The 26,285-nt window shown below is 69.9% G+C and carries 25 protein-coding genes; 15 read left to right on the forward strand and 10 right to left on the reverse strand.

Annotation, left to right across the window (positions count from 1 at the left end; genetic code table 11):
* Positions 1-67 precede the first annotated feature (67 nt).
* From QZV81_RS01305 to QZV81_RS01330, 6 genes are read left to right on the forward strand one after another with little or no spacing between them, the layout of a single operon-like run.
* Complete coding sequence (locus QZV81_RS01305) at positions 68-1,582, forward strand: ABC transporter ATP-binding protein (protein WP_292831307.1); 1,515 nt, start codon at positions 68-70, stop codon at positions 1,580-1,582.
* A complete protein-coding gene (locus QZV81_RS01310) occupies positions 1,579-2,814 on the forward strand; it encodes an ABC transporter permease (RefSeq protein ID WP_292831310.1) in 1,236 nt (411 codons plus the stop codon). Before QZV81_RS01305 ends, QZV81_RS01310 begins: the two co-directional genes overlap by 4 nt.
* Positions 2,811-4,094, forward strand: coding sequence for an ABC transporter permease (locus QZV81_RS01315; protein ID WP_292831313.1), 1,284 nt, complete (start codon positions 2,811-2,813; stop codon positions 4,092-4,094). The genes QZV81_RS01310 and QZV81_RS01315 overlap by 4 nt, the downstream gene beginning before the upstream one ends.
* Before the next feature lie 4 nt (positions 4,095-4,098).
* Positions 4,099-4,497 (forward strand): cytidine deaminase, encoded by a 399-nt coding sequence (locus tag QZV81_RS01320; protein WP_292831316.1) that lies wholly within the window; start codon positions 4,099-4,101, stop codon positions 4,495-4,497.
* Positions 4,494-5,807 carry a thymidine phosphorylase gene (locus tag QZV81_RS01325; RefSeq protein WP_292831319.1) on the forward strand — a complete coding sequence of 438 codons (1,314 nt, stop codon included), beginning with the start codon at positions 4,494-4,496 and terminating at the stop codon, positions 5,805-5,807. The genes QZV81_RS01320 and QZV81_RS01325 overlap by 4 nt, the downstream gene beginning before the upstream one ends.
* 31 nt (positions 5,808-5,838) lie before the next feature.
* Entirely contained in the window at positions 5,839-6,954 is a 1,116-nt protein-coding gene (locus QZV81_RS01330) for an adenosine deaminase (protein ID WP_292831322.1), read from the forward strand.
* 19 nt (positions 6,955-6,973) lie between these two features.
* On the opposite strand, the gene ptsP is transcribed toward QZV81_RS01330, so the two are convergent.
* The 6 genes from ptsP to QZV81_RS01360 all read right to left on the reverse strand — a co-directional run bounded on the left by ptsP (position 6,974) and on the right by QZV81_RS01360 (position 12,362).
* Positions 6,974-8,641 carry a phosphoenolpyruvate--protein phosphotransferase gene (ptsP, locus tag QZV81_RS01335; protein WP_292831325.1) on the reverse strand — a complete coding sequence of 556 codons (1,668 nt, stop codon included), beginning with the start codon at positions 8,639-8,641 and terminating at the stop codon, positions 6,974-6,976.
* Positions 8,642-8,661: 20 nt separating this feature from the next.
* Entirely contained in the window at positions 8,662-8,937 is a 276-nt protein-coding gene (locus QZV81_RS01340) for an HPr family phosphocarrier protein (protein WP_292831328.1), read from the reverse strand.
* Complete coding sequence (locus QZV81_RS01345) at positions 8,934-9,086, reverse strand: hypothetical protein (RefSeq protein WP_292831331.1); 153 nt, start codon at positions 9,084-9,086, stop codon at positions 8,934-8,936. The genes QZV81_RS01340 and QZV81_RS01345 overlap by 4 nt, the downstream gene beginning before the upstream one ends.
* A 130-nt stretch (positions 9,087-9,216) precedes the next feature.
* Positions 9,217-9,789 carry a GNAT family protein gene (locus QZV81_RS01350; protein ID WP_292831333.1) on the reverse strand — a complete coding sequence of 191 codons (573 nt, stop codon included), beginning with the start codon at positions 9,787-9,789 and terminating at the stop codon, positions 9,217-9,219.
* An 84-nt stretch (positions 9,790-9,873) separates the two neighbouring features.
* On the reverse strand, positions 9,874-11,532 hold the full coding sequence (locus QZV81_RS01355) for a phospho-sugar mutase (protein WP_292831335.1): 1,659 nt from the start codon (positions 11,530-11,532) through the stop codon (positions 9,874-9,876).
* Positions 11,529-12,362: a purine-nucleoside phosphorylase gene (locus QZV81_RS01360; protein WP_292831337.1), complete on the reverse strand. Its 834-nt coding sequence runs from the start codon at positions 12,360-12,362 to the stop codon at positions 11,529-11,531. Before QZV81_RS01360 ends, QZV81_RS01355 begins: the two co-directional genes overlap by 4 nt.
* A gap of 75 nt (positions 12,363-12,437) precedes the next feature.
* Here QZV81_RS01360 and QZV81_RS01365 point away from each other — a divergent pair, with 75 nt between their 5' ends.
* On the forward strand, positions 12,438-13,898 hold the full coding sequence (locus QZV81_RS01365; RefSeq protein WP_292831338.1) for an NAD(P)H-quinone dehydrogenase: 1,461 nt from the start codon (positions 12,438-12,440) through the stop codon (positions 13,896-13,898).
* A 37-nt stretch (positions 13,899-13,935) separates the two neighbouring features.
* Here QZV81_RS01365 and QZV81_RS01370 read toward each other — a convergent pair whose 3' ends face one another.
* The 4 genes from QZV81_RS01370 to QZV81_RS01385 form a co-directional block, all read right to left on the reverse strand.
* Positions 13,936-15,717, reverse strand: coding sequence for a biotin carboxylase N-terminal domain-containing protein (locus QZV81_RS01370; protein WP_292831341.1), 1,782 nt, complete (start codon positions 15,715-15,717; stop codon positions 13,936-13,938).
* 81 nt (positions 15,718-15,798) lie between these two features.
* A complete protein-coding gene (locus QZV81_RS01375) occupies positions 15,799-16,452 on the reverse strand; it encodes a Maf family protein (protein ID WP_292831344.1) in 654 nt (217 codons plus the stop codon).
* 27 nt (positions 16,453-16,479) lie between these two features.
* The gene (locus tag QZV81_RS01380; RefSeq protein WP_292831347.1) at positions 16,480-17,844 is read right to left on the reverse strand and encodes an ATP-binding protein; all 1,365 of its coding nucleotides are present in this window, start codon (positions 17,842-17,844) and stop codon (positions 16,480-16,482) included.
* A 49-nt stretch (positions 17,845-17,893) separates the two neighbouring features.
* Positions 17,894-18,571 (reverse strand): response regulator transcription factor, encoded by a 678-nt coding sequence (locus QZV81_RS01385; RefSeq protein ID WP_292831350.1) that lies wholly within the window; start codon positions 18,569-18,571, stop codon positions 17,894-17,896.
* A gap of 111 nt (positions 18,572-18,682) precedes the next feature.
* On the opposite strand from QZV81_RS01385, the gene QZV81_RS01390 reads away from it, so the two are divergent.
* From QZV81_RS01390 to QZV81_RS01425, 8 genes are read left to right on the forward strand one after another with little or no spacing between them, the layout of a single operon-like run.
* On the forward strand, positions 18,683-19,048 hold the full coding sequence (locus tag QZV81_RS01390; protein WP_292831352.1) for a hypothetical protein: 366 nt from the start codon (positions 18,683-18,685) through the stop codon (positions 19,046-19,048).
* On the forward strand, positions 19,038-19,355 hold the full coding sequence (locus tag QZV81_RS01395) for a hypothetical protein (protein ID WP_292831354.1): 318 nt from the start codon (positions 19,038-19,040) through the stop codon (positions 19,353-19,355). Before QZV81_RS01390 ends, QZV81_RS01395 begins: the two co-directional genes overlap by 11 nt.
* Position 19,356: 1 nt before the next feature.
* Positions 19,357-20,319, forward strand: coding sequence for an FAD:protein FMN transferase (locus tag QZV81_RS01400; protein ID WP_292831356.1), 963 nt, complete (start codon positions 19,357-19,359; stop codon positions 20,317-20,319).
* The gene (locus tag QZV81_RS01405; RefSeq protein ID WP_292831358.1) at positions 20,316-21,830 is read left to right on the forward strand and encodes a 2Fe-2S iron-sulfur cluster-binding protein; all 1,515 of its coding nucleotides are present in this window, start codon (positions 20,316-20,318) and stop codon (positions 21,828-21,830) included. Before QZV81_RS01400 ends, QZV81_RS01405 begins: the two co-directional genes overlap by 4 nt.
* A gap of 9 nt (positions 21,831-21,839) precedes the next feature.
* Positions 21,840-23,147 carry a TRAM domain-containing protein gene (locus QZV81_RS01410; RefSeq protein WP_292831361.1) on the forward strand — a complete coding sequence of 436 codons (1,308 nt, stop codon included), beginning with the start codon at positions 21,840-21,842 and terminating at the stop codon, positions 23,145-23,147.
* Positions 23,148-23,178: 31 nt separating this feature from the next.
* Positions 23,179-23,844, forward strand: a complete 666-nt coding sequence (locus QZV81_RS01415; RefSeq protein ID WP_292831365.1) for a response regulator transcription factor — start codon at positions 23,179-23,181, stop codon at positions 23,842-23,844.
* On the forward strand, positions 23,834-25,072 hold the full coding sequence (locus QZV81_RS01420; RefSeq protein ID WP_292831368.1) for an ATP-binding protein: 1,239 nt from the start codon (positions 23,834-23,836) through the stop codon (positions 25,070-25,072). Before QZV81_RS01415 ends, QZV81_RS01420 begins: the two co-directional genes overlap by 11 nt.
* Positions 25,069-26,118: a hypothetical protein gene (locus tag QZV81_RS01425; protein ID WP_292831371.1), complete on the forward strand. Its 1,050-nt coding sequence runs from the start codon at positions 25,069-25,071 to the stop codon at positions 26,116-26,118. The genes QZV81_RS01420 and QZV81_RS01425 overlap by 4 nt, the downstream gene beginning before the upstream one ends.
* Positions 26,119-26,285 lie beyond the last annotated feature (167 nt).

Here is a 26,285-nt window from a genome sequence, read left to right on the forward strand (position 1 = left end):
CGTGAGGGTGAGTCCTCTCGGCCCCGTTCTGTGTGAGGTGATCTCCGTTGTCGATAGATTGGCCGATATGAAGCTCGAGCTCCGCGGGATCACGAAGAGATTCGGCACCCTCGTCGCCAACGACCACATCGATCTCGTGGTCGAACCGGGGGAGATCCACGCTCTTCTCGGTGAGAACGGCGCGGGCAAGTCCACACTCATGAACGTGCTGTACGGCCTGTACCGCGCCGATGAGGGCGAAATCGTGCTGGACGGCATCGTCCAGCACTTTCGCGGCCCCGGCGACGCGATGTCGGCCGGAATCGGCATGGTCCACCAGCACTTCATGCTGATTCCCGTGTTCACGGTTGCCGAGAACGTCATGCTGGGGCACGAGGAGACGAAAGGGCTCGGTCGGCTCGATCTGACCCGGGCGCGTGAGCACGTGCGCTCTGTCGCCGACCGCTTCGGCTTCCAGATCGATCCCGACGCTCTTGTCGGAGACCTGCCGGTCGGGGTGCAGCAGCGCGTCGAGATCATCAAAGCGCTCTCCCGCGACGCGAAGGTGCTGGTCTTCGACGAGCCCACCGCGGTCTTGACGCCTCAGGAGACCGACGAGCTGATGTCGATCATGCGCCAGCTCCGTGACGAGGGCACCTCGATCGTGTTCATCACGCACAAGCTGCGCGAGGTGCGCGAAGTCGCAGACCGTATCACGGTCATCCGCCTCGGCGCCGTCGTCGGTGAAGCGTCTCCGACTGCGACCAATGCCGAACTCGCCTCGCTCATGGTCGGCCGCGCGGTAGAGCTGACCGTGCACAAGCAGCCGTCCGAGCCGGGCGAGGGCGGGCTGCAGATCCGCGACCTCCGGGTGCTGACCTCCACCGGGGCGATCGTCGTCGACGATGTCAGCTTCGACGTGCGGCCCGGCGAGGTGCTCGCTGTCGCCGGAGTTCAGGGCAACGGTCAGACCGAACTCGTCGAAGCCATTGTCGGCCTCGCGGCACGCGCGGAAGGCTCGATCCGACTCGGCGACGAAGAACTCCTCGGCAAGAGCGTCCGCGGCATCCTCGAGTGCGGGGTGGGATTCGTCCCCGAAGACCGCACGGAGGACGGCCTGGTCGGCGGGTTCTCCGTCGCGGAGAACCTCATTCTCGACCGGTCGACCGACCCCGACTTCTCGCGCCTGGGGACGATCCGGCGCGGCGCGCTCGATGAGTTCGCGCGCGCCCGCATCACCGAGTACGACATCCGCACTCAGGGGCCCGACGCCCTGGCGGAGACCCTGTCCGGCGGAAACCAGCAGAAGGTCGTGATCGCGCGCGAGATGAGCCGTGATCTCCGGTTGCTCGTGGCCGCGCAGCCGACGCGGGGTGTTGACGTCGGGTCGATCGAATTCATCCACAAGCGCATCATCGACACGCGGGATGCCGGCATTCCCGTCGTCGTCGTCTCGACCGAGCTCGACGAGGTCACCGCCCTGGCCGACCGCATCGCGGTGATGTATCGCGGGACGATCGTCGGGATCGTTCCCGGCGGTACTCCGCGCGAGATCCTCGGGCTCATGATGGCGGGCGCCACCGAACCGGAGGTGGCCGCATGACCAGTGACGAGACCCCCGGTCCTTCGCGCGCGAACAGCGCGATGAAGGAGATTCTGCGGGGCAGCGCGGTGACGACCTTCCTCGCGATCGTGCTCGCGATGGTCGTCGGCGGTGTGCTCATCGCCGTCACCAATTCGGAGGTCCAGAGCGCCGCAGGCTACTTTTTCTCGCGTCCCGGCGACACGATCGTCGCGGTGTGGAACGCCGTCTACAACGGCTACGAAGCCCTTTTCCGCGGCGCGGTGTTCAATCCGCGCGGCGCGGACTTCGCGGCGCAGATTCGGCCGCTGACGAACTCGCTGGGGTTCGCCGCGCCGCTCATCGCCGCCGGCCTGGGCGTGGCGCTCGCCTTCCGCGTCGGCCTGTTCAACATCGGTGCGCGCGGTCAGATGCTGATCGGAGCACTGTTCGCGGGGCTGTTCGCCTTCAATCTCGACCTGCCGATGTGGATCCACCTCCCGCTCACGCTGATGGCCGGCATCGTCGGCGGGGCGCTCTGGGGCGGTCTCGTCGGGCTGCTCAAGGCGAGGACCGGCGCGCACGAGGTGATCCTCACGATCATGCTCAACTATGTGGCGTTCTACCTTCTTCTGTGGATGCTGCGCACCCCCGGACTCCTGCAGATGCCCGGCAGCAATCAGCCGCAGACACGGCCGACGCCCGCATCGGCGCAGTTCCCCGATCTGCTGGGACCGCTGTTCCCCGCGCTGGACTGGGGATTCGTCGTGGTCGTCCTGGCGACATTGCTCGTCTGGTGGCTCATCGAGCGCTCGAGCCTCGGAATGCGCCTGCGCGCGGTGGGCGAGAACCCGCATGCGGCGCGCGCGGCGGGGATCAATGTGGAACGCATGTACGTGTACGCGATGGTGTTCGCCGGTGGCCTCGCCGGCCTCGGCGCGATGAATCAGATTCAGGGGAATGTGACGACCGGCTTCGGCGCGACGATCGATGCGGGTATCGGCTTCGACGCGATCACCGTCGCGCTCCTCGGACGAAGCCGCGCGTGGGGCACGTTCGCGGCAGGAGTTCTCTTCGGCGCGCTGAAGGCCGGATCTTTCTCGATGCAGGCCCAGGGCATTCCGGTCGACATCGTCCTGGTCGTCCAGTCGCTCATCGTGCTGCTGATCGCCGCGCCTCCCCTGCTGCGCGCAGTGTTCTTCCTCCCGAAGACGGACGTCGAGAAGGCCGCCAAAGCCCGAGCCAAGGCCGCGAAGAAGGCGGTGGCAGCATGAGCACTTCAGCGCTCGAAGCCGACGACGGAACGATCCAGCTGGCAGTGGTCAAGGAGCGTCACTTCAAGGTGCCGATCGTCTTCGGTGTCGTCGTGGCGCTGCTGGGTGCGCTCTTTCTCTCGGCTCCGCGCAGCGGTACCTCCACGTTCCGCCTCGGCGACCCGTCCTCGGCCGTTGCACTGCCCGATATCGGGGTTCCGACGGGCGCGACCAGCTGGGCGGCCCTGGTCCTCCTGCTCCTCCTCGCTCTGTGGGCGACGTGGGCGGCGTGGTCGTATCGACGAACTCCGCTGTGGCTCACGATCGTCTTCAGCGTCCTCGGTGTCTTCGCCTTCCTCGTGTGGGCCGCCGCCGGCGGGCTCGTGCCCGTCTCCAGCCTGCTCTTCGGAGCGGTCTCGCTCTCGGTCCCGCTCGTGTTCGGTGCCCTCGGCGGCGTGATCGGCGAGCGCGTCGGTGTCGTCAACGTCGCCATCGAGGGTCAGCTCCTGCTCGGAGCGTTCTCGGCGGCGCTGCTGTCGAGCATCACGAACAGCCCCTTCATCGGGCTGGTCGGTGCGATGATCGGCGGTGTGCTGGTCTCTTTCGTCTTGGCGGCGTTCGCGATCCAATACCTCGTCGACCAGGTGATCGTCGGTGTCGTCCTCAACGTCCTCGTGACGGGCCTCACCGGTTTTCTCTACGGCGCGCTGCTGGTGCCCAACGAGACCGAGCTCAATCGCCCGGAGCGGTTCGATCGCATCCAGATCCCGGTGTTGAGCGAGATCCCGGTCATCGGACCCGTGCTGTTCAATCAGACGTTCATCGTGTATCTGATGTTCTTCACTGTCGCCGTCGTTGCGTGGGGTCTTTACCGCACCCGCTGGGGTCTGCGCCTGCGCGCCGTCGGGGAGCATCCTCAGGCGGCCGACACGGTCGGCATCAAGGTGAATGCCACCCGGTTCTGGAACGTGTCGCTCGCCGGCGCCATCGCCGGCATCGGCGGTGCCTACTTCACGCTGGTATCGGTTCCGCAGTTCGGCAAGGAGATGACGGCCGGCCTGGGCTTCATCGCTTTGGCCGCGGTCATCTTCGGTCGCTGGGACCCCATCCGCGCGACCCTCGCTGCGCTCCTGTTCGGGTTCGCGACGAACCTGCAGAACCTCTTGACGATCCTCAAGACGCCGATCCCGAGTGAGTTCATGCTCATGCTGCCGTACGTCGTCACGATCCTCGCGGTCGCCGGCTTCGCGGGGCAGATTCGAGGACCCGCCGCATCCGGCAAGCCGTACATCAAGGGATGAGATCGTGACCGACATCGATTGGGACGAACTGCGCGGCGTCGCCGCCCAGGCCATGGAGCGCGCCTACGCGCCCTATTCGCGCTACCGGGTGGGGGCGGCGGCCCTCGTCGCCGACGGCCGCATCGTCTCGGGCTGCAACGTCGAGAACGCCTCGTACGGGGTGAGCCTGTGCGCCGAGTGCGCACTGGTCGGCGACTTGCACATGTCCGGCGGCGGACAGCTCGTCGCGTTCGTCTGCGTCAACAACGACGGCGAGACCATCATGCCGTGCGGACGCTGCCGGCAGCTGCTCTACGAGTTCGCGCTGCCCGGAATGCTCCTGGAGACCGTCTCCGGCATCCGGACGATCGACGAAGTGCTGCCGGATGCCTTCGGACCCCGCGATCTTGAAGCCGCCCGATGAGTCTTCAGCAGACGCAGGGTCCGGCCGTCGAGCCCTTCGATGCCGTGGATGTCATCCGCGCCAAACGCGACGGAGGGGCAGTCCCCGAAGACGCACTGCGGTGGATGATCGATGCCTACACCCGCGGCTACGTCGCCGACGCGCAGATGGCGGCCTTCGCTATGGCGGTGCTCCTCAACGGCATGGGACGCGACGAGATCCGGGTGCTGACGGCGGCGATGATCGCCTCCGGCGAGCGGATGAGCTTCGCCGGACTCGGCAAGCCGACCGTCGACAAGCACTCCACCGGCGGCGTCGGAGACAAGATCACCCTGCCGCTGGCCCCGCTGGTCGCCGCGTTCGGCGTTGCGGTCCCGCAGCTGTCCGGTCGTGGCCTCGGTCACACGGGCGGCACCCTCGACAAGCTCGAATCGATTCGCGGGTGGCGCGCCGCGCTCAGCAACGAGGAGATGCTCGCGCAGATGCGGGGCGTCGGCGCGGTCATCTGCGCCGCCGGATCGGGGCTTGCCCCGGCCGACAAGAAGCTCTACGCGCTGCGCGACGTCACCGGCACGGTCGAAGCGATTCCGCTGATCGCCTCGTCGATCATGTCCAAGAAGATCGCCGAGGGCACGGGCGCGCTCGTGCTGGACGTGAAGTTCGGGTCGGGCGCGTTCATGCGCGATGTCGACAGGGCCCGCGAACTCGCCCGCACGATGGTTGCGCTGGGGACGGACTCGGGCGTGGCGACCACGGCACTGCTGACCGACATGAACACGCCGCTGGGACGGACGATCGGCAACGCGAACGAGGTGCGCGAATCGGTCGAGGTGCTCGCCGGCGGCGGCCCCGCCGACGTCGTCGAACTGACGCTCGCGCTCGCCCGCGAGATGCTGGCGCTGGCCGGTCAGCCCGACGCTGACGTCGCGAAGGCGCTGCAGGACGGCCGCGCGATGGACGCATGGCGCAGGATGATCCGTGCGCAGGACGGCGACCCGGATGCCGCGCTCCCCACTCCGCGCGAGACGCACACCGTGGTCGCCGAGACGGAGGGCGTCGTCGCCCGCATGGATGCCTTGCCGTTCGGCGTCGCCGCGTGGCGTCTGGGCGCCGGGCGTGCGCGCGCAGAGGACCCCGTCGTCCACTCGGCCGGGATCGACCTGCACGTGCGACCGGGCGACCGGGTGAGCGCCGGACAGCCGATGTTCACTCTGCTCGCCGATGATGGCAACCGCTTTGCGCGCGCACTGGACGCCCTTGACGGCGCGTGGGAGATCGGCGCGACCGCGCCGGCATCCTCCCCGCTCGTCCTCGAACGCATCACCGCCTGAACACCCGAACCCGAATCTCCTGGAGAACCCCATGGCTATCGAACAGCACGGTGACACGACGCTCGACGGCGTCTCGATCCGGTCCCTGCCGAAGGTGTCGCTCCACGACCACCTGGATGGGGCGCTGCGTCCGCAGACCATCATCGAGCTCGCCGAGGGAATCGGATTCGAGATCCCGTCATCGGATGCCGGCGACCTCGCCGACTGGTTCGCGGAGCAGAGCGACTCGGGCTCCCTGGTGGAGTACCTGAAGACCTTCGACCTCACGACCGCGGTCATGCAGACCGCCGACGGCCTCCGCCGGGTCGCGCGTGAGTTCGTCGAGGATCTCGCGGCCGACGGGGTCATCTACGGCGAGGTGCGCTGGGCGCCTGAGCAGCATCAGGCCGGGGGGCTGTCGCTGGAGGAAGCCGTCGAGGCCGTGCAGGAGGGCATCGAGGAGGGCGAGGATGCCGTCTCGGGCTCTGACCGCGACATCCGGGTGGGACAGCTGATCACCGCGATGCGGCACACGGATCGTTCCCTGGAGATCGCGGAGCTTGCCGTCGCGTACCGCAGTCGCGGCGCCGTCGGATTCGACATCGCGGGCCCGGAAGCCGGATTCCCCCCGTCGAACCACCGCGCTGCCTTCGACTATCTGGCGGCCCAGTTCTTCCCGGCGACGGTGCACGCGGGAGAAGCCGCCGGTCTCGAGTCCATCCGCTCGGCGCTCATCGACGGCCGCGCGCTGCGCCTGGGCCACGGTGTGCGGATCGCCGAGGACCTCGAGGTCATTCAGCAGAAGGGCGACGAGGTGCTGGTGACCTTCGGCGATCTGGCCCGCTGGGTGCGCGATCGCGAGATCCCGCTGGAGCTCTCGCCGTCGTCGAACCTGCAGACCGGTGCCATCGCGGCCTGGGGGACGACCCTGGAAGACCACCCGTTCGATCTGCTGTATCAGCTCGGGTTCGCCGTCACGGTCAATGTCGACAACCGCACGATGAGCCGCACCTCGCTCACCCGCGAACTCGCGCTCCTGGCGGAGACCTTCGATTACCGGCTGGAGGATCTCGAGGCGTTCCAGCTCAACGCGGCCGCCGGGGCCTTCCTGTCGATCGAGGAGCGCGAAGAACTCATCGAGCTCATCGGCGAGGGCTTCGGCGGCTGACCGGCCGGAACGGTGTCGACTACGCCGAGGTGTGGTCGTCTGCGGCCGCTTGGGCCGCAGCTCGCGCCGAGGCCGCGTCGGCGGCTCCCAGCGCCGCCGACGCGATGCGCTCGGCGTCTCGCATCGTCTGCTTGAGCAGGGCGGCGCGGACGTCGGCCAGGGCCGTGGGCGCCATGGACAGGCTCGTCGCTCCGAGACCCACGAGGACGACCGCGAGCAGCGGATCTGCTGCGGCCTCGCCGCAGATTCCCACGGGCTTGCCCTGGGCCTTGCCGGCTGCGCCGGTCATCCCGATCAGCCGCAGGACGGCCGGGTGCCACGGATCCTGGAAACTGGACACCGAGCCCAGCAGGCGGTCGGCGGCCATCGTGTACTGGGTGAGGTCGTTCGTCCCGATCGAGGCGAAGTCGGCGATCGCGAGCACCCTGTCGGCCATGAGCGCGGCCGAGGGCACTTCGACCATGACTCCGGCCGTCTTGATGCCGTACTCGCGACACAGCGACGTGAAGTACTCCGTCTCTTCCACGGTGCCCACCATGGGGGCCATGACCCACAGGTCGGCCTCGGTCGCGGCGTCGGCCTGCTGCAGTGCCGTTAGCTGCTCCCGCAGGATGTCTTCGCTCGCACGCAGCGCGCGGATGCCGCGCAGTCCCAGCGCGGGGTTCTCTTCGTGCGCGTCGTTGAGGAAGGCCAGCGGCTTGTCGGCGCCGGCATCCAATGCCCGTACGACGACCTTCTGGCCGGGGAAAGCGGTGAGCAGCTCGGTGTAGGCCCTCGTCTGCTGGTCGACGGTGGGGGCGTTGGTCGAGCTGAGGAAGAGGAATTCGGTGCGGAACAGGCCGACGCCCTCGGCCCCGAGCTCGACAGCCTCGTCGGCGCCACCGGGCTTGCCCAGGTTGGCCAGCAGCGGAATCGCGGTGCCGTCGGCGAGAGCGCCCGGCGTGATCGGCGCCGAGGTCGCCGCCGCGCGGGCATCGGCGCGGTGCCGTGCGTGGGTGAGTTCCTCTTCGGTCGGGTGCACGGTCACGACGCCCTTGGCGGCATCGACGATCACGGTCTGGCCATCGACGAGATCCTTCGCAGCGCCCACGCCGACGACCGCGACGATCGACTTCTCACGAGCCAAGATCGCGGTGTGCGAGGTCGGGCCGCCGTCAGTGGTCACCAGCGCGAGCACCGTGTCGAGGTCGAGGAGGGCCGTGTCGGCCGGTGCGAGCTCCTTCGCGACCAGGACGAACGGGTGACCCGGATCAGGGACGCCCGGCGCGGGGAGACCCCGCAGCCGCGCGACGACGCGCTGTGCGACGTCGTCGAGGTCGGCGGCTCGTTCGCCGAGGTACCCACCCATCGCCGCGAGGGTGTCGCGGAAGGAGGCGAACGCATCGTGCACCGCGAACTCGCCGGTTTTTCCCGCCGCCAGGCGGGTGCCGATCTCTGCATCCAGGCTCGGGTCTTCGGCCATCATGGCCTGCGCCTCGAGCACGTCGCGGGCTGTGCCTCCCGCGTGAGATCCGCGCTGTTCGAGCTCACGGGCGACGGCGGCGACGGCTTCGCGCACCCGCGCCGTCTCGTCTTCGACGCTCAGCGTGCTCGGCGTGTCTTCCGGGGCGGGCAGGGGATCTGCCATCCGTGCGACCGGACCCTGGGCCACGCCCAGCCCGATGCCGACTCCTCGCAGTTCGCTCATGGTCGTGTCTCTTCTCGGTTTCAGTTCTCGTCGTGGTCGGCGGACAGCAGGTCGGCGAGAGTGTCGAGCAGTTCTTCGACGTTCTCCGCCTCCGCGGTGAGTGTGACGTAGTCGCCCTTCTCCGCGCCCAGCGAAATGACGCCGAGAATGCTCGCGGCGTTGACGGGAGCCCCCGATCCCTTCGCGATCGTCACCGGGGTGCCTGAGTCCTTCACCGCCTGCGCGAACAGCTTCGCCGGTCGTGCGTGGAGCCCATGGGAGGATCCGATGCGGATCGTACGGGTGGCCTGAGTCATTGCGGGTCCGTTCGTTCGGCGTGGCGGGGGAGCGCATCGTCGATGAGCGCGAGACCGCGAGTCCCATCGAGATCCGCGAAGACGTCGGCCGGGAGGAGCACGACGGCCGCGCGGCGAAGGGCGGCATCCATCTCGAGCGGCGTCCACATCGATCCGTCTCCTTCCCCGCCATTCTCGTGCCCGTGCGGGAAAGAGGCAACCGGGCAGAATCCTGCGGTTTCCGCAGCGACCGGGACAGATCCTGCGGAGATCACGACCATCTGCGGGAGTCCGTGCTGCTCAGCCGCGAGTCAGGCGCTCGTCGAGGCCCCGCCGCACACCGGGCCATTCGTGCGGGAGGATCGAGAAGACCACGGTGTCGCGCGGGCTCCCGTCGGGTCCCAGCCGGTGGTTGCGGAGGATGCCGTCCTGGCGCGCACCCAGCCGCGCGATCGCCGCACGGGACTGCAGGTTGTGGAAGTGCGTGCGCAACTCGACGGCGATCACACCGCACTCCTCGAACGCGTGCGCGAGCAGGAGGAGCTTCGCGGCGGTGTTCACGGCGGTGCGCTGGACGCCCGGCGACAGCCAGGTGTAGCCGATCTCGACGCGCGGGCTCTCCTGATCGATGCCGCAGAACGTCGTCATGCCGACCGCGCGCCCGTCGCGGAGCACCGCGAAGGGGTTCATGCTGCCCGCGGCATGTTGGGCCAGACGATGCTCGATCTCGATCGGCACGTCGGCCGGGATAGATGTGTACCACGCGTACTCCAGACCCGTGCGGGCCTCGGCCAGATCATCCGCGTGGCCCCGGCTCAGCGGCTCGAGCCGCACGTGGGCGTTCTCGAGCACGACGGGTTGGTTCAGCAGCACGTGCTCGAGCCTAGCCGCGGTGTGCGTCCGGGCGCGGGGCGCCGTGTTCCCCCTCACCCGGAGCACCCGGGGCGGCAGCAGCGTTCAGCGCTGCAGCGACGCCAGCAGCGCCCGAGCACCGGCATCGAGCGCGCGGACGCGCGCGGCTGCATCGTCCGGAGTGTCACCGCGCACATCCAGATACACCTTCAGCTTCGGCTCGGTGCCGCTCGGGCGCACGATCACGCGCGAGCCGTCGACGAGCCAGATCCGCAGGACATCGCTCGACGGCACCCCCTCCGCACCGGCGAGCAGGTCTTCGACGCGTGCGACGCCGGTGTCGCCGATGGATGTCGGCGCCTGCTCCCGGAGCGCCGCCATGATGGTCCGGATCTCTGCGACATCCACCACCCGGATCGAGACCTGCCCGCTCGCGAAGGCACCGAAGGTGTCGGAGAAGCGCCGGATCACGTCGGCGAGGGTCTCGCCCTGTTCGCGCGCCTCGGCGATCATGCCGAGCAGAGCCACGGCGGCTGAGATCCCATCCTTGTCGCGCACGGAGCCCGGGTTCACGAGGTACCCGAGGGCTTCCTCGAAGCCGTAGACGAGCCCGGGGGCGCGTGAGATCCACTTGAACCCGGTGAGGGTCGCGTGGAAGTCCAGCCCGTAGTACTCGGCGACCGCCTGCAACCCGGGCGAAGAGACGAGCGAGCACGCGAGTGCGCCGCTCGACGCGCGCTCGGCCGCACGCCAGCCCAGCAGCAGTCCGACCTCGTTGCCGGACAGTCGCCGCCAGCCGCCATCCGCGGCAGGGTCGGGGATGGCCACGGCGAGCCGGTCGGCATCCGGGTCGTTCGCCAGCACGAACTCCGCCCCGGCCGCGCGCGCGGTCTCGAACGCGAGATCCATCGCGCCGGGCTCTTCGGGATTCGGGAACGCGACCGTCGGGAAGCGTCCATCCGGCTCGATCTGGGGCTCGACCACGGTCGGCAGAGGGTAGCCCGCCGTCGTCAGGACCCGTGCGAGCGTCTCGTAGCCGACGCCGTGCATCGCGGTGTACACCCAGGTCATCCCGGCTGCGCCCGCCGGCGCCGGGGCGACGATCGCCGTCTCGGCGATGTACGCCTCGATGACGCCCTCGTCGGCGATCTCGTATGCTTCCGAGCGCGGCAGCGCGCCGAGGTCTGCGGCATCGGCGATCCGCTGGATGTGTGCGGCGATTTCGCCGTCGGCCGGTGACACGATCTGCGATCCCTCATCCGTGCCTCCGAGGTAGACCTTGTACCCGTTGTCGTCGGGCGGGTTGTGGGATGCCGTGACCATCACGCCCGCGGCCGCGCCCAGATGGCGCACAGCGAAGGCGAGGACCGGTGTGGGCAGCAACCGGGGCAGCAGCACCGCGTCAAGGCCCGCCCCCGCAAAGAGTTCCGCACTGTCGCGCGCGAACACATCGGAGTTTCGTCTTCCGTCGTAGCCGATCACGACGGTCGGGGTCGCCCCCGCGGCCTTCTCGCGCAGGTAGGCGGCCAGTCCGGCCGCCGCCTGCCCGACGAGGACCCGGTTCATGCGGTTGCTGCCCGCGCCCAGGCGCCCGCGCAGGCCCGCCGTGCCGAACGCGAGACGCCCGGCGAAGCGATCCTCCAGATCGGCGGCGGCCGCGGAGTCCCCGCCGTCGGCCCGGGCGATGAGGTCGGTCAGCTCAGCACGCGTGACCGGGTCCGGATCCTGCGCGAGCCACGCGCGCGCGGCGGCGGCGACGCTCACAGCTGGCCGATCACGCGCGCGAGCAGCGCCGAGATCACCGGCTCTGCCGCCTGCCCGGCCTCGAGCACCTCGCGATGGCTGAGGGGAGTGGTCTGGATGCCGGCGGCCATGTTGGTGATGAGCGAGAAGCCGAGGATCTCCATGCCGGACTCGCGGGCGGCGATCGCCTCGAGGGTCGTGGACATGCCGACGATGTGTCCTCCGATCGTCTTGGCCATCCGCACCTCGGCGGGAGTCTCGTACTGCGGACCGCGGAACTGGCAGTACACGCCTTCTTCGAGCGACGGGTCGACGTGACGGGCGAGGTCGCGCAGCCGTGTCGAGTAGAGGTCGGTCAGGTCGATGAAGGTCGCGCCCTCCAGCGGAGAATCTCCGGTGAGGTTGATGTGGTCGCTGATGAGCACGGGCTGGCCGGGGGTCCACGTCGGCTTGATCCCGCCGGCGCCGTTGGTGAGCACCATCGTCTTCGCCCCGGTCGCGGCCGCGGTGCGCACGCTGTGCACGACGCGGCGGACGCCGTGGCCCTCGTAGTAGTGCGTGCGGGCCCCGATGACCAGCACCCGCTTGCCCGACGAGGTGAGGATGCTGCGGAGCGACCCCACGTGGCCGGCCAGCGCGGGCGCGCTGAAGCCGGTCACATCGGTGGCCGCAAGGGTGGCGGTCGTCTCGCCGATAAGGTCGGCGGCCTTGCCCCATCCGCTGCCGAGGGTGAGGGCGATGTCGTGCCGGTCCACTCCCGTCAGACGGGCGATATCGGCGGCAGCGTCGGCGGCGACGGCGAACGGGTCAGCGCCCGGGTCGTCGAGAGGGTGGGTGATCGAATCGGACATGGTCCTACTCTATGAATCCAGAGGCCCACGGGCCAGGCGGAGCCGGTCGCTGTGCGCCGCGCGCGGACTGAGAGAATGGAAGGCATGTCCGTGAGCTTCGTGAGCAACCAGAGCGTCGCCGTCCTCGGCGGCGGTCCCGGCGGATACGAAGCGGCACTCGCCGCCGCCCAGCTCGGCGCTGAAGTCACGCTCGTCGAGCGTGCCGGCGTCGGCGGCGCGGCCGTCATGACAGACGTCGTCCCGTCGAAGAGTCTCATCGCGACCGCGGATGCCGCGGTGGCCATCGCGGAGGCTTCCGACCTCGGGGTTCAGCTGTTCTCGAAGTCGGACAGCGGGAGTCCGATGAAGCCCGAGATCGCGATCAATCTTGCTGCCGTGAACAGGCGCCTCTTGTCGCTCGCGCGACAGCAATCCGACGACATGCGGGCACAGCTGGTCGATGCGGGGGTCCGGATCGTCTCAGGCCACGGACGGCTGGACGACCGCAACTCGATCGTCGTCTCCACCGGCCCCGGGGGGACGGACTTCGACCGGGTCGAGGCGGACACACTCGTCGTGTCGGTCGGTGCCTCTCCCCGTGCGCTTGCGAGCGCGCAGCCCGACGGCGAGCGGATCCTCACCTGGACGCAGCTCTACGACATGTCCACACTGCCTGATCACCTCATCGTCGTGGGTTCGGGGGTGACGGGCGCTGAGTTCGCGTCCGCCTACATGAACCTCGGCGCGAAGGTCACCTTGATCTCCAGTCGCGACCAGGTTCTTCCCGGGGAGGATCGAGATGCCGCCGCCGTCCTCGAGAAGGTGTTCACGCGCGGAGGCATGACCGTGCTCGCGCGCTCGCGCGCCGATCGGGTCGAACGGTCCGGCACGGGCGTGGTGGTCACGCTCTCGGACGGTCGCACCATCGCAGGCAGCCACTGCCTCATGGCCGTCGGCTCGATCCCCAACACGGCCGGAATCGGCCTCACGGAGGCGGGGATTCAGCTGACGGGATCCGGGCACATCCGGGTCAATCGGGTCGCGCGCACGTCGGTGCCCAACGTCTATGCCGCCGGAGATTGCACGACGTTCGTGCCTCTGGCGTCGGTCGCCTCGATGCAGGGGAGGACGGCGGTGTTCCACGCGCTGGGAGATACGGTCATTCCGCTGGACCGCCGCCGGATCACCGCCAACATCTTCACCGCACCCGAGATCGCCACGGTCGGCAGGCAGGAGAAGGATCTCGAGTCCGGCGCGATCAACGGCTACGTCCACAAACTGCCACTGGCCGCAAACCCGCGCGCGAAGATGATGGGCGTCAAGGATGGATTCGTCAAGATCCTCGCCCGGGAAGGGTCGGGCACCGTGATCGGCGGCGTGATCGTCGCCCCGCGCGCCTCGGAGCTGATCTACCCCATCGCGATCGCCGTCGAGCGTCGTCTGACGGTCGACCAGATCTCTCGCATCTTCGCCGTGTACCCGTCACTGACCGGCTCGATCACGGACGCGACCCGTGCGATGCACCAGGTCACCACCGACGAGGACACGATCACCTGAGCCGGCCAGAGGCGGGCGGGGGGCGGCGCCGGGAGGCTCAGGAGATCGTGAGCAGTTGGTGACCGGCCGACACCGTCGTGCCCGGCGCCGCATCGACCGCGCCGACGACGCCGTCCTTGTGCGCCTGCAGCGGCTGCTCCATCTTCATCGCCTCGAGCACGACGACCAGGTCGCCCTTGATCACCTGCTGGCCCTCGCGGACGGCAAGTTTGACGATCGTCGCCTGCATGGGCGCCTTGACGGAATCGCCCGCAGCACCCGGGGCGGCGACGACGGAGTGCGACCGACGCGAGGGCGGCACCGATGCGGGTCGGCGGACCTTCGCGGGCGCGTGCGCGATACGGTCGGGCAGGCTCACCTCGAGGCGTTTGCCGGAGACCTCGACGACGACCGTGTGCCGGGGCTCCGGCTCTGCCGGAGATTCGAGTTCCCCGTCCCACGGCGGGATGTCGTTGACGAACTCGGTCTCGATCCAGCTCGTGTAGACGCCGAACCGCCCGTCGACCGCAGTGAAGGCGGGGTCGCGGACGACCTTGCGGTGAAAGGGGAGCACGGTCGGCATGCCGGCGACCTCGAACTCGTCCAGCGCCCGACGGGAGCGCTCGAGCGCCTCGGCACGATCACGGCCGGTCACGATGATCTTGCCGAGCAGCGAGTCGAATGCCCCGCTGACGCTGTCACCGGCCGTCACTCCGGAGTCGAGCCGGATGCCGGGCCCACCGAACGTCTTGAACTGGTGGATGCGACCGGGCTGCGGCAGGAAGTTGCGACCCGGGTCCTCGCCGTTCAGGCGGAACTCGAAGGAGTGCCCCGTCGGTCGCGGGTCGCCGTAGTCCAGCGTGCCCCCCTCGGCGAGGCGGAACTGCTCGCGGACGAGGTCGATGCCCGTCACCTCTTCGGAGACCGGATGCTCAACCTGCAGGCGCGTGTTGACCTCGAGGAAGGAGATCGTGCCGTCTGCTCCGATCAGGAATTCGCAGGTGCCGGCGCCGACGTAGCCGACCTCGCGGAGGATGGCCTTCGACGATTCGTACAGCGTGCGATTCTGCTCGTCGGTGAGGAACGGCGCGGGGGCCTCCTCGACGAGCTTCTGGTGGCGCCGCTGCAGTGAGCAGTCGCGCGTGGAGATCACGACGACATTTCCGGCGGCATCCGCGAGGCACTGCGTCTCGACGTGCCGGGGCTTGTCGAGGTACTTCTCGACGAAGCACTCGCCGCGTCCGAACGCCGAGATGGCTTCGCGCGTCGCCGACTCGAACTGCTCGGCGACCTCGTCGAGTTCGCGGGCGACCTTGAGCCCGCGTCCGCCGCCGCCATAGGCCGCTTTGATGGCGATCGGCAGACCGTGTTCCTGTGCGAAGGCGATGACCTCGTCGGCGCCCGACACCGGACCGGGTGTGCCGGGGGCCAGGGGCGCGCCGACCCTCGCGGCGACATGGCGGGCGGTGACCTTGTCGCCGAGCGCTTCGATCGCTTGGGGCGACGGACCGATCCAGACCAGCCCGGCGTCGATGACGGCGCGCGCGAAGTCGGCGTTCTCCGCGAGAAAGCCGTAGCCGGGGTGGATGGCATCCGCTCCCGAGCGACGCGCGACCGAGAGGATCTTCTCGATCGACAGGTAGGTTTCGGCGCTGGTGGAGCCCTCGAGCGCATAGGCCTCGTCGGCGAGCCCGGTGTGCAGAGCGTCGCGATCCTGATCGGCATAGACCGCGACCGACCCCTTGCCGGAGTCGCGTGCGGCGCGGATCACGCGGACAGCGATCTCGCCGCGGTTCGCGATGAGCACTTTGGTGATCGGCGTACTCACGGTTTCAGGCATGGATGCCAGCCTACCCAGCGCAACCTGCTGATCTTTGGATCACCCGCACAAGATCCTCGCGAAATCGTATGCGAGACCCTCCTAGCGCGTCGGGTCGTTCCAGAGGTCAGGCCACGCGATGCCGAGCTCCGCGACGAGGCGCCGCACGGTGGAGAGCGACATCCCCACAACGGTCGACGGATCGCCCTCGACGCGCTCGATGAACGCCCCGCCGAGGCTGTCGACAGTGAAAGCCCCCGCGACCTCGAGGGGTTCGCCGGAGGCGACGTAGGCGTCGATCTCCGCATCGGTCATGTCGGCGACGAAGCTGACCGATGCCGCGGCCACCGCGTGCGCCTCGCTCGGCGGGGCGCCCGGTCGAAGCCGGAACACGCTGTGTCCGGAGTGCAGGATTCCGGTGCGTCCCCGCATGGCGCGCCAGCGCGCGGCAGCGACCTCTGGCGTGTGCGGCTTGCCGAAGACGTCGCCGCCCAGCTCGAACATCGAGTCTCCGCCGATGATGAGCCCGTCGAACTCCGGGTCCTCTGCCGCGAGGGATGCCGCGACGTCCGCGGCCTTGCGCCGAGCAAGGAGCAGCACGTGTTCGTCCGGGGCGAGCGTGCGTCCTTCGTGCGCCTCGACGGCGCCGATGACAGCTTCTTCATCGACGCGCGGGGCTCGGATGAGCGGCTCGATCCCGGCGTGGCGGAGCAGCATCAGACGAGCCGGGGAGGTGGATGCCAGGCACACGCGCATGCGCTCCAGCGTAGGCGCCGTCACCGGTCAGCGTGGTGCGCCCGGCAGTGTGAGGGATGCGTCGAGCCCGCCGCCCGTGCGGGGTTCGAGCCGAGCGGATCCGCCACTGGCCCGGGCGAGGCGCTCGACGATCGCGAGGCCGAGGCCGCTGCCCTCGCCGTCGGAGGAGCCCCGCCAGAATCGGTCGAACGCTCGCGCGCGCTGCGCGGGCGAGAGCCCGGGTCCCTCGTCGAGGACGTGGACGGTCACGCGGTCCGTCGACTCGACCCGCACGGTGATCGTCGAGCCGGCGGAACTCGCACCGAGGGCGTTGTCGATGAAGTTGTCGACCACCTGTTCCAGCGCTGTCTCGATCGCCACCGCGGGAGCGACGGTCGCCCCCTCGTAGCGGATGGTGATCCCCGCCTCCTGGCCCAGCGGCATCCATTGCTCGACCCGCTCGCGGGCGATCGCGGCAACGTCGTACACGGCAGTGGTGGCCGATTCAGCCTCCGCACGGCTCAAGGTGAGCAGCCCTTCGATGAGGGAGCCGAGGCGATCCAGTTCGGCGTCGGCGGCGGCGAGTCGTTCGGCGGCGGCGTCCGGATCCGATTCGATCAGCTCCGACGCACCCTCGAGCCGCAACCGCAGCGCCGTGAGCGGGGTGCGCAACTGGTGCGAAGCGTCGGAGGCGAAGGATCGCTGCAGCTCGATCAGGGCCTGCAGCCGTTCCGCCATCAGATTGAAGGAACGGGCGAGCGATCGTACCTCCGGCACGCCGGCGCCCTCCTCGGCGCGCGACTCGAGATCGCCCCTCGCGAGACCGTCGGTGGCCGCCTGGAGCAGCCTCAGCCGACGGGTCACCCCCGATGCGAAGACGAACGCGACGAGTCCCGCGAGCACGACTGTGGTCGCGGCGACCGGCAGGAGGCCCCAGACCTGTCGCATCGCGGCATCCGTCACGACTTGCGCCGGGTAGCTGAGCCGCACCGAGCCCAGGACTCCCTCGGCGCTCAGCACCGGCACCGCCACGTAGAGAAGTCGCACGCCGAGGGTCTCGGAGTCTCGCTCTCCGGTCGCGATGCGTCCCTCGAGCGCTGCCGCGAACTCAGGCCGGCTCGCGTAGGAGGCCCCCACACGGGATTGGTCGGCGTCGCTCGTCGCGACGGCGACCCCCTCGGCGTCGACCACGACGACGCGGGCGCCGCTTGAGGCGCTGTACTCGGCGACCACGCGGGCCGCCGCCGGATCGGTCGCTGCGGTGCCCGCCTCGAGCAGGTCCTCCAGCCGGCCGGCGAGCACGAACGCGTCGCGTTCGAGCGTGGTGACCATGCGCTCGCGTTCGACTCCCGTGAGGTAGAACGCGAAGGGCACGTTCTGCACGGCCAGCATCAGCAGCGTGAAGCCGGTCATGGCGAGGATGAGCCGGAGCCTCATACTCGTGCGCCGCCGCTGGGCGCCGTCACAGCAGCGCCTCGAACCGGAAGCCGATCCCGCGCACCGCCTCGATCCAGGCGGGGTCTCCGAGCTTCTTGCGGATCGCGGCCACGTGCGCGTCGAGAGTCTTCGTCGTGCCGTACCAGCTCGTGCCCCACACGTCCCTCAGGATGTCGCCGCGACGCATGACCGCACCGGGGTCGCTGGTCAGGTACTCGAGCAGTTCGAACTCCTTCGCCGTCATGTGGACGGCGTTCCCTCGGAGGCTCACCCTGCGGCTGCGCGGGTCGAGGATGAGTGCGCCGAGCGTGCGGGCAGATGACGCGTCGTCACCCGCCGCCTCCTGGGTGACGCGGCGCATGACGGCGCGAATCCGTGCGGCCAGCTCTCGGAATCCGAACGGCTTCACGAGATAGTCGTCGGCCCCCATCTCGAGGGCGAGCACCCGGTCGAGCTCGTCGTCGCGCGCGCTGACCACGATGACGGGAAGTGTCGAGGTCGCTCGGATGCGGCGGCAGACTTCGACCCCGTCGATGTCGGGCAGGCCGAGGTCGAGGAGCACGACCTCGGTGGTCCCGGCCTCCACCGCGGCAAGACCTTCCGCACCCGTTGCCGCGTGCGCTGCGTCGAATCCCGACCGGCGCAGGGCATCGAGGATCCCCGCCGCGATCGCGGAGTCGTCTTCGATCAGCAGGACCCTCATGGCCCCATTCTCGGTGCACGACGACGTGCGCACGGGTGAGTCACGGAAATTGGATGAATCTTGGACGTCTCGGGGGCGGTCGCTCACCGTCCAGTCCGTAGCGTCGTCGTCATGAAGACCACAATCGTCACCACCCTCTCCGTGCTGGGCGTCGTCGCTGCCGCGTCGGCGGCGATGGCCGTGAACGCCCAGACGCTCGGGTTGCTCGAGTCCCAGGATGGCGTGTCCTCAAGCGTGATCGGCCCGAGCGGCGACTCACCGCTTGGACCGGTACCCGGCGCGATCGCACCCGCGGCATCGACAGTGCCTTCGACGTCGACCGTACCCAGGCCCACACCCGCGCTCGCACCGGCACCGGCACCGGCACCGAGAGTCGACGGCACGACCGGCGGATCATCGTCTTCCGAGGGCGATGACGAGGAGTACGACGACGAGAGCGAATCCGATGACGACCGGTATGAAGACGATGACGACTGATCGCCGGCACCCGGCGCGAATCGCGCGAGCCGCGGTCGGCGCAGCGACGGGGCTCGCATTCACCGGCATGCTCACCGGATTCCTGCTGTTCCCGCAGGATGACCTGCCCGCGCCCGCCGAGGTGCCGTCGGGTGCAGGTGTCACACCCGCGCCCGCCTCAGCGCCCGACCCAGCCCCCGTGGCCGTCCCCGCTCCGGCGCCTGCCCCGGCGCCCGCGCCGGCACCTGCCCCCGCTCCGGCACCTGCCCCCGCTCCTGCACCAGCCCCCGCGCCGGTCGACGCCACGACCGGTGGCTCCGGAGGCTGACGTGATCTCGCACATCGCTCGGGATGCCGTGCTGGCCGCCGCCGCGAGCGGCGATCTCCCCGTGACAGCGACCCTCCGCGCACGCCGCATGGGCAACCTGTTCGCGATGACGGTGGTCGGTGCCGACGACCGCTCCGCCCGGGCGGGGCTCGCCCTTGCTGCGCACCTCGAAGCGCGCTGGAGCCGATTCCTCACCGACAGCGACATCACGTCGCTGAACCTCGCAGAGGGCGCGGTGCGGCAGGTGCACCCGCACACCGTCCGCCTGGTCCGCGAGATGCTCGACGCCCACCGGCGCACCGACGGCGACTTCGACCCGACGCTGCTTCCGGCTCTCGTCGCCGCCGGGTACGGGACCTCGCGCGTGGACCCGGGGAGAAGCACGCTGCTGCCTGCCTCGGCGGTCGCGCCCGGTCGCGTCGACTCGATATCGATCGACGGCGATCACGTCTCACTCGGACGCGGCACAACGCTCGACCCCGGCGGCATAGGCAAAGGCCTCGCCGCCGACCTCGCGGTCGAACAGGCCATCGCCGACGGAGCCCTCGGAGCGATGGCCCAGTTCGGCGGCGACGTGGTGGTCGGCGGGCATGCGCCCGACGGTGTCGCGTGGCGCATCGGCGTGGAGGACCCCTTCCAGCCGGGCCGGCACCTCGCGGTGATTCGTCTCGCCAGGGGCGCCGTCGCCACGTCGAGCCGGCGAAAGCTCCGCTGGACCGCTCCGGACGGCACACAGGCGCACCACCTGCTCGACCCGCGCAGCATCCGGAGCATCGAGACCGATGTGCAGGCCGTCACCGTCATCGCGCCGACCGGTGCGCGGGCGGAATCCCTGACGAAACCGGGCTTCCTCCGCCCGCTCGACGCGTTCCTCGCCTGGCTCCCGACCCAGGGTGCCGCGGGACTCGCGGTGACCGCGGACGGCGGTGAGCACGTCTCGCCGAACTGGAGCCGCTACCGATGAACGATCCGCAGTTCTGGTGGTACGTCTCCCGTGCGAGCGCGATCATTGCCTGGACCCTCCTCACCGCCACCGCGCTCTGGGGCGTGCTCCTGTCGACACGCGTGCTGCGTACAGCCGACAACCCGGCCTGGCTCAAGGACCTGCACCGCTATCTGAGCGGCACGGCGATCGCGATGACCCTGGTGCACGTCGGCTCTCTGCTCCTTGACCCCTACCTCCGCGACCAGGCGGGTTTCGGCGTCGCCGCGACCCTCGTGCCGTTCGCATCGGAGTTCAAGCCTGTGCCCGTCGCGCTCGGCATCGTCGCGCTCTACCTCATGGTCGGCGTCGCGCTCTCCGCACTCGCGGCCCGCTGGCTCCCGCACCGGGTGTGGAAGGGCGTGCACTACCTCAGCTACGCGGTGGTCGCGCTCATCACCTTTCACGCGGCGCTCGCCGGAACCGACCCGGGCACCTCGTGGTACACCGTGCTGTCGACCGCGCTCATCGTCGTCACTGCGCTTGCGGTGGTGGTGCGCCTGCTCGTCGGAACGGTCGCCGCGCAGCGCCGACGCTCGGCCCGCTCGCCACGCGTCGCCCGCGGGAACGAGCGGCTGCGCATGGTCGTCGCGCGCAGGGTGCCGCTGGCCGACGGTGTCCTCGGCCTTCGCCTGGTGCCGGAAGGCGGAGGCACATTGCCGGTGTGGACGCCAGGATCCCACGTCGTGCTGCACGTGCCGGGCGGGCTCGAGCGGCACTACTCCCTCTGCGGCGACCCGGCCGACCGGTGGGGTTTCGACATCGCCGTCCGGCTCGCGGAGCAGTCGCGGGGCGGGAGCCGCTTCATCCATGAGCACCTGCGCGTCGGCGACCCGCTCGAGGTGACGACGCCGCGCAACCGATTCGGCCTGGAGCCGGCGAATGACTACCTCTTCATCGCGGGGGGGATCGGCATCACACCTCTGATCTCGATGATCACGTCACTTCCGGCATCACGTCACTGGTCGCTCGTCTACATCGGCCGCACCCGTCGCAGCATGCCGTTCGCCGACGAGCTGATCACCCGATATCCGGGCCGGGTGACGGTGCACGCGTCCGATGAGCAGCGCGGGCGGTATCCCGCCGCCGCGGCGGCGTCGGCCAGTTCCGCTGAAGTGTACTGCTGCGGCCCGGCCGCGCTCATGGACGAACTCGCCGCAGTCGTTCCGGCGGGGCGGCTCCATCTGGAACGGTTCGTCGCGGCCGATCGCACCGCCGGAGTCGTGGCGCGTCCGATCGAGGTGGACATGCCGGGCATCGGTTCGCTCCGCGTGCCCGCGGATCGCAGCATCCTCGATGTGCTGGAGGACGCCGGCGCACCCGTGACCGGATCCTGCCGATCCGGAGTATGCGGAACGTGCGAACTCCGGGTGACCGGGGGTACTCCGCTGCACCTGGATTCGGTGGCGGACGACGCCGAGAAGGATGCCGCCGGCGTCATGTATCCGTGCGTCTCGCGCGCACTGAGCCCGCAGCTCTCGCTGGACCTCTAGCGTGGGGGGATGCAGCCCGGAGACTTCCTCGACCTTGACATCACGGATGTCGCCCACGGCGGGGTCTTCGTCGCCCGCCACGAGAACCGCGTCGTGTTCGTCCCCGACGCGGTTCCCGGCGAGCGCGTGCGGGTGCGGTTGACCGAGACCGGAAAGTCGTCGTTCTGGCGTGCGGAGGCGATCGACGTGCTCGAGGCCTCGCGGCATCGTCAGGCGCATGTCTGGAGCGCGGCCGACATCGCGAATCCACCCGAGGAACGCCCGGGCGGCGCCGACTTCGGCCACATCGCGCTGGACCATCAGCGCGTGCTCAAACAGCGCGTGCTCGAAGACGCGCTCCGTCGGTTCGGCGGCATCGCGGAACCCGTCGTCACGATGCGGGGCGCCGGCGCGGATGAGACGTCCGACGGAACGCGGTGGCGAACACGGGTCAGCCTGCACGTGGACGATGCCGGGCGCATCGGACCGTTCGCGGCGCGCAGCCACCGGGTGATCGGCGTGACCGACCTGCCGCTGGTGACGAGCGAGATCGAGGAGGTCGCACGGGGCCTCGAGGGATTTGCGCCCGGGCGCATCGACCTGGTCCAGCCGGCGGACGGCAGCGTCCGGGTGATCGTGCGGCCCGAGGCACCACGCGAAATCCGGCCCGCCCGCGGCCGGGGGTCACGATCGGCACCGCGCGCGCCGCGACCCCGCCCAGACCCGACGGCGCACGAGGTCGTGAGCGAAATCGTCGGCGGACGCCCGTTCCGCGTGGATGCCGGCGGGTTCTGGCAGGTGCACCGCCTCGCCGCGGTGGAACTGACGGGCCTGGTGCGCCGGGCATTCTCGGGTGATGACCGGATCGACCCCGAAGCCCAGCACCTGGATCTCTACGGCGGTGTCGGGCTGTTCGCGGCGACACTGGCGGAGCTGGCGGGCCCGAGCGCGCAGGTGACCTCGATCGAATCCGATGCCCGCGCCACCGAGCACGCGGGCGAGAACCTCTCCGAGTGGGTCGGTGCGCGCGCCGAGACCGGCCGGGTCGACCGGTGGCTGGCGGCGCACGCGACCGACGCCGGGCCCCGCGAGCGCGGCCGACTCCGTCGCGGTGTCGTGCTGCTGGATCCCCCGCGCGCGGGGGCGGGGCGGCAGGTCGTCGAGCACGTCGCGAGGCTCGCGCCTGCCTCCGTCGTCTATGTCGCCTGCGATCCGGTCGCGCTCGCTCGCGACATCGCCACCTTCGCAACCTTCGGCTACCGGCCCGACCGGATCGACGCGGTCGATCTCTTCCCGAACTCCCATCACATCGAGACCGTCGCCGTCCTCTCGCGGTGATGACGCCGGTGGCTGTCGTTAGGCTGACCGCATGACTCGGGTGGCACTGATCGATGATCACGAATCGGTGCGCCTCGGCCTCGAGTCGGCGTGTGCGCGGTCGGGCATCCACACCGTCATCTATTCCGGCAGCGCCGTGCGGGGGTATCTCGACTGGCGTGCGTTCGCGCGCGCGGCGCCGGCCGACGTCGTCGTGCTCGATCTCACCCTGGGGGACGGGACGACGGTCGCGGAGAACGTCGTGCTGATCGTCGGCGACGGATCCCAGGTGATCATCCACAGCGTCGCCGACCGTCCGGTCGCGGTCCGCGAAGCGCTCGCCGCCGGGGCCGCCGGGATCGTCAGCAAGTCGTCGCGAATCGACGACGTCGTGTCGGCGATCGCGATCGTCGCCTCTGGAATGCCGCTCGACAACGTCGAATGGGCCAGCGCCGTCGAGGGTGACCGCGCCTTCGCCGACGCCCAGCTTTCCGCGCGCGAGCGCGATGTCCTTCGCCTGTACGCGGCGGGACTTCCATTGAAGGCCGTCGCCGATCGCCTCGGCATCGCATACTCGACGGCGAAGGAGAACATCACCCGCATTCGGGTGAAGTACGTCGAGGTCGGTCGCCCGGCGCCGACGAAAGTGGATCTGCTGCGTCGGGCGATGGAGGACGGCCTCGTCGCGGGCGATGCGGGCGGCCCCGGTGGCCGCTGAGCAGCCTGCCATCGCGGTCGACCCCGCGGTGCGCCGGCTCCTGGGAGACATCTCGACGGGGGCGGAGCGCTTCGCCGAGGGTCGCGTCGAACGCATTCTCTCGCTCGTCGTCGGCATCGGGTCGGCCGTCATGGGTGTGCAGGCGTTTCTGAATGCCCTCGGATCGCTGCAGGAGCATCCGCGCTGGCACGTGCCCCTCATGGTGGTCGTCTTCGCGCCGCTCGCCATGATGATCGTGGCGCTGCTCACCGGCCTTTCGGCGCGCGCCGGGGCGGCCGCCTTCGCCCTCACCTTCCCGCTCGCTCTGCTCTGCTGGCCGGTCGTGACCGCCGGCCGTGCGGCGTACGCGCCCGGCGAGCCCTGGGTCTGGTACCCCTTGAACATTGCGACGGTCGCGGCCGTGATGGCCTTTCGCGTGCCGCTTCAGATCGCGTGGGCACTCGCCGTTCCGCTCCTCTATGGCGGTGTCCGTCTCGTGCAGGTCGGCGGTGGAGCGGATCAGGTGACACGTGTCGTCCTGGACGTCGTCTTCGCCATGATCCTCGCTGTCGTGCTCCTTTCGCTGGGATGGATACTGCGCTCCACGGCCGTGACCACCGACGCAGCGCGGCGAGAAGCCGTGGCGTCTTATGCCGCCGCGGCGGCCGCGGACGCGATCGAGCAGGAACGGGTCGCGGTGGCCGCCCTCATGCACGACAGCGTCCTGGCAGCGCTGATCGCGGCCGAACGGGCGGACAGCGATCGTGAGCGGAGCCTGGCCGTCTCGATGGCGCGCGAAGCGCTCACCCGGCTCGCCAACGCCGACCAGGACCCCGGCGAGGGGTCCGATGAGCCGGTGGATCCTGCGGCGATCGTTCGGGGTCTGCAGTCGGCGGCCGCCGAGCTGGGTGCGGGGGTCATCATCGAAGCCCACCTGGATGCCGCGGCCCCCGCCGTGCCCGGCCGGGTGGCCCGGGCTCTCGTGCTGGCGGCGATGCAAGCGCTCGCGAACTCCGCGCAGCACGCCGCCGGAAGTGATGTGCGCGGTGAGGTGATCGCCGATCATGCCGGCATCCGGATTCGCCTCTCCGACACCGGGGGAGGTTTCGATCCGACCGCGGTGCCCGATGACCGGCTCGGCATTCGGGGATCTATCGTCGCGCGAATCGCCGCGGTGGGCGGGAGCGCGAACGTGCACAGCGACGACTCGGGCACTGTGGTCACCCTGGCGTGGGAGCACGCGCGATGACGCTCGGCATCAGAACCGTCCTCACGGCGCTCGCGGTCGCCTTCACGGCTTACCTGGCCGTCGGAGCGCTCGTGTGGACAGTGCCCCCCGAGCATCCGCTGCTGCTCGTCTCGGCGGTTGCGGTGTACCTGGCGGTGACCTGGCTGTGCACCTTCTGGAATGTTCGCAGGCCCCCGGGTGAGGGCCCGGACGCCGTCGCGGGCGGTCTCGGGGGTCGCTCGGTCCTTCCTCGCTGGGCCGCCGCGCTGAGTGTTCTGGTGGCTGCCGTCGTCCCTTCGGCGAGCTGGTCGGCCGCGGGCGAGTCCGCGCGGCTGGAGAGCTTCGCGACGTGGAGCCTGGGCGGGATCGGCGCGATGATGTCGATCGTCATGGTTCGCCGCCGCCCGTGGGCCGCCTGGGTCGGCGTCGCGCTCGTCGCGATCTCGGCGACGGCATGGATCGGGCTGTCCGACGCGCTGGCCCTCGGGCTCGTCGGCGCTGTGCTGTGGGTGGGCGTGGCTCAGCTGGCGACACGGCTCGTCGAGCGCGCCGCACGCGACACCGCAGAGCTCACCGGGCTCGAGCGGGCCGCGTCGGAGTGGCTGGCGTCGCAGGAGGGCATGCGGCGGGAGCGGCGCACGCACATCCGGCGCGCGCTCGCCGTCGGGGGGCCCATCCTCGTGCGCACGATCGAGTCGGAGGGCGATCTCGATGAGGAGGAGCGCGTGCAGGCGCGCGTCGCTGAGGGGAGTCTTCGCGACGACCTGCGCGGGCCCGCGCTGCTGGATGATCTCGTGCGCGAGCGGCTTGCCGCCGTGCGCCGGCGCGGCGCCGCGGTGAGCGTACTGGATGAGGGCGGCCTCGATGGAATGGTGGATGCCGAACTCCTCCGGATCCGGCGCGACCTGGCCGCCGTGCTCGCGGGCGCGACATCGGAGCGCCTCTACATCCGCGCGTCGAGGGACGAAAGCATCGCGGTGACGGTCGTCGGCCGATCTGCGGGCGACGACAGCGACGGGAGCGTCGACCTCTGGCACGAGATTCCTCGCCTCGGCGATGGCCGATGAGGAGAAGGAGGCGGGAGGCGGCGAAGCCGCCCCCCGCCAGAGCGAGTGGTTACCCGAAAACCAACCCGCAAGATCGCTCTGCTACAGAGGGCAGGCGACCGAACGCAGAAGCGTTCCAGCGGATCCAGTCTTGCCGACCGCGTCCTCGGTGTCTGTAGGTATTTTGG

Origin of the sequence: Microbacterium sp. (assembly GCF_011620665.1) — a bacterium.
Classification (GTDB): domain Bacteria; phylum Actinomycetota; class Actinomycetes; order Actinomycetales; family Microbacteriaceae; genus Microbacterium.